The sequence below is a fragment of the Pseudoalteromonas sp. AOP7-A1-14 genome (genome assembly GCF_052376275.1).
Classification (GTDB): Bacteria; Pseudomonadota; Gammaproteobacteria; order Enterobacterales; family Alteromonadaceae; genus Pseudoalteromonas.
In genome coordinates this window covers 1-202 of the sequence record NZ_JBQSVO010000332.1, presented here as the reverse complement: position 1 = coordinate 202, position 202 = coordinate 1, and the positions used below count along the sequence as shown (strand labels likewise).

The window sequence follows — 202 nt, the reverse complement described above, 5'->3', positions numbered from 1 at the left end:
CAAACAAACGCTGGCTGAGCACTTTGAACGAGAAGAGGTTGAGCACACCTTAACCGAGTTAACGTGTCAGTGTTGCGGTGAGCAACTACATCAATGTGGTAGTGAAGACAGCGAACAAGTTAAAATTATTCCGGCGAAAGTCAGCGTCATTAAGCACAAACAATTTAAATATGCTTGCAGACATTGCGAGCATGAACAATTG

Annotated in this window: 1 protein-coding gene; it reads left to right on the top strand. The window is 43.1% G+C overall.

All coding sequences use genetic code 11. The features are described 5' to 3' along the window. On the top strand, positions 1-202 hold a 202-nt coding region (locus ACT3RM_RS18350; RefSeq protein WP_444511577.1), incomplete at both ends, for an IS66 family transposase zinc-finger binding domain-containing protein.